General features: G+C 54.2%; 6 tRNA genes and 2 rRNA genes (1 of these 8 cut by a window edge). All 8 read left to right on the top strand.

Features of this window, described 5'->3' with window-relative positions:
* A 23S ribosomal RNA gene (locus tag ACFRCG_RS48140) occupies nt 1-1777 on the top strand (it extends 1151 nt beyond the left edge of the window).
* A 55-nt stretch (nt 1778-1832) separates the two neighbouring features.
* Nucleotides 1833-1948, top strand: a 5S ribosomal RNA gene (rrf, locus tag ACFRCG_RS48135).
* A 14-nt stretch (nt 1949-1962) separates the two neighbouring features.
* Nucleotides 1963-2039: transfer RNA gene (locus tag ACFRCG_RS48130), tRNA-Met, on the top strand.
* 11 nt (nt 2040-2050) lie between these two features.
* Nucleotides 2051-2127 (top strand) — tRNA-Asp (locus ACFRCG_RS48125).
* Between the two features lie 12 nt (nt 2128-2139).
* A tRNA-Phe gene (locus ACFRCG_RS48120) sits at nt 2140-2215 on the top strand.
* Nucleotides 2216-2220: 5 nt separating this feature from the next.
* A tRNA-Thr gene (locus ACFRCG_RS48115) sits at nt 2221-2293 on the top strand.
* A 22-nt stretch (nt 2294-2315) separates the two neighbouring features.
* Nucleotides 2316-2400 (top strand) — tRNA-Tyr (locus ACFRCG_RS48110).
* Nucleotides 2401-2405: 5 nt separating this feature from the next.
* Nucleotides 2406-2479: transfer RNA gene (locus ACFRCG_RS48105), tRNA-Trp, on the top strand.
* Nucleotides 2480-2500: the final 21 nt, after the last annotated feature.

The following is a 2500-nucleotide window of genomic DNA, read 5'->3' as shown; positions in this document are numbered from 1 at the left end:
GGTCGAGTGACTCTGCGCCGAAAATGTACCGGGGCTAAACGTATCACCGAAGCTGCGGACTGTTCTTCGAACAGTGGTAGGAGAGCGTTCTAAGGGCTGTGAAGCCAGACCGGAAGGACTGGTGGAGCGCTTAGAAGTGAGAATGCCGGTATGAGTAGCGAAAGAGGGGTGAGAATCCCCTCCACCGAATGCCTAAGGTTTCCTGAGGAAGGCTCGTCCGCTCAGGGTTAGTCGGGACCTAAGCCGAGGCCGAAAGGCGTAGGCGATGGACAACAGGTTGATATTCCTGTACCACCTCCTCACCATTTGAGCAATGGGGGGACGCAGGAGGATAGGGTAAGCGCGGTATTGGATATCCGCGTCCAAGCAGTTAGGCTGGGAAATAGGCAAATCCGTTTCCCATAAGGCTGAGCTGTGATGGCGAGCGAAATATAGTAGCGAAGTTCCTGATTCCACACTGCCAAGAAAAGCCTCTAGCGAGGTGAGAGGTGCCCGTACCGCAAACCGACACAGGTAGGCGAGGAGAGAATCCTAAGGTGATCGAGAGAACTCTCGTTAAGGAACTCGGCAAAATGACCCCGTAACTTCGGGAGAAGGGGTGCTCTGTTAGGGTGCAAGCCCGAGAGAGCCGCAGTGAATAGGCCCAGGCGACTGTTTAGCAAAAACACAGGTCTCTGCGAAGCCGTAAGGCGAAGTATAGGGGCTGACGCCTGCCCGGTGCTGGAAGGTTAAGAGGAGCGCTTAGCGTAAGCGAAGGTGCGAATTGAAGCCCCAGTAAACGGCGGCCGTAACTATAACGGTCCTAAGGTAGCGAAATTCCTTGTCGGGTAAGTTCCGACCCGCACGAAAGGCGCAACGATCTGGGCACTGTCTCAACGAGAGACTCGGTGAAATTATAGTACCTGTGAAGATGCAGGTTACCCGCGACAGGACGGAAAGACCCCGTGGAGCTTTACTGCAGCCTGATATTGAATGTTGGTACAGCTTGTACAGGATAGGTAGGAGCCTTGGAAACCGGAGCGCCAGCTTCGGTGGAGGCATCGGTGGGATACTACCCTGGCTGTATTGACCTTCTAACCCGCCGCCCTTATCGGGCGGGGAGACAGTGTCAGGTGGGCAGTTTGACTGGGGCGGTCGCCTCCTAAAAGGTAACGGAGGCGCCCAAAGGTTCCCTCAGAATGGTTGGAAATCATTCGCAGAGTGTAAAGGCACAAGGGAGCTTGACTGCGAGACCTACAAGTCGAGCAGGGACGAAAGTCGGGCTTAGTGATCCGGTGGTTCCGCATGGAAGGGCCATCGCTCAACGGATAAAAGCTACCCCGGGGATAACAGGCTTATCTCCCCCAAGAGTCCACATCGACGGGGAGGTTTGGCACCTCGATGTCGGCTCATCGCATCCTGGGGCTGTAGTCGGTCCCAAGGGTTGGGCTGTTCGCCCATTAAAGCGGTACGCGAGCTGGGTTCAGAACGTCGTGAGACAGTTCGGTCCCTATCCGTCGCGGGCGCAGGAAATTTGAGAGGAGCTGTCCTTAGTACGAGAGGACCGGGATGGACGCACCGCTGGTGTACCAGTTGTTCTGCCAAGGGCATCGCTGGGTAGCTATGTGCGGACGGGATAAGTGCTGAAAGCATCTAAGCATGAAGCCCCCCTCAAGATGAGATTTCCCATTCCGCAAGGAAGTAAGATCCCTGAAAGATGATCAGGTTGATAGGTCTGAGGTGGAAGTGTGGCGACACATGGAGCTGACAGATACTAATCGATCGAGGACTTAACCATATTTTTGAATGATGTCACACCTGTTATCTAGTTTTGAGAGAACACTCTCAATTTGTTTGGTGGCGATAGCGAAGAGGTCACACCCGTTCCCATACCGAACACGGAAGTTAAGCTCTTCAGCGCCGATGGTAGTCGGGGGTTTCCCCCAGTGAGAGTAGGACGCCGCCAAGCATTACTTTTATCATCGCGGGGTGGAGCAGTTCGGTAGCTCGTCGGGCTCATAACCCGAAGGTCGCAGGTTCAAATCCTGCCCCCGCAACCAAATTTTAAAATGGTCCGGTAGTTCAGTTGGTTAGAATGCCTGCCTGTCACGCAGGAGGTCGCGGGTTCGAGTCCCGTCCGGACCGCCATTTAAATACTTAGGCTCGGTAGCTCAGTTGGTAGAGCAACGGACTGAAAATCCGTGTGTCGGCGGTTCGATTCCGTCCCGAGCCACCACCTATGCCGGTGTAGCTCAATTGGTAGAGCAACTGACTTGTAATCAGTAGGTTGGGGGTTCAAGTCCTCTTGCCGGCACTGTTTTTTCAAAATTTAATGTGGAGGGGTAGCGAAGTGGCTAAACGCGGCGGACTGTAAATCCGCTCCCTCAGGGTTCGGCAGTTCGAATCTGCCCCCCTCCACCATTTATAGGGGCATAGTTTAACGGTAGAACAGAGGTCTCCAAAACCTCCGGTGTGGGTTCGATTCCTACTGCCCCTGCCAAATTTATGACATCTTGAGATT

Origin of the sequence: Embleya sp. NPDC056575 (assembly GCF_042793325.1) — a bacterium.
Lineage (GTDB): Bacteria > Actinomycetota > Actinomycetes > Streptomycetales > Streptomycetaceae > Embleya.
The sequence above is the reverse complement of the archived record's forward strand: the minus strand, read 5'-3'. Positions and strand labels throughout refer to the sequence as shown.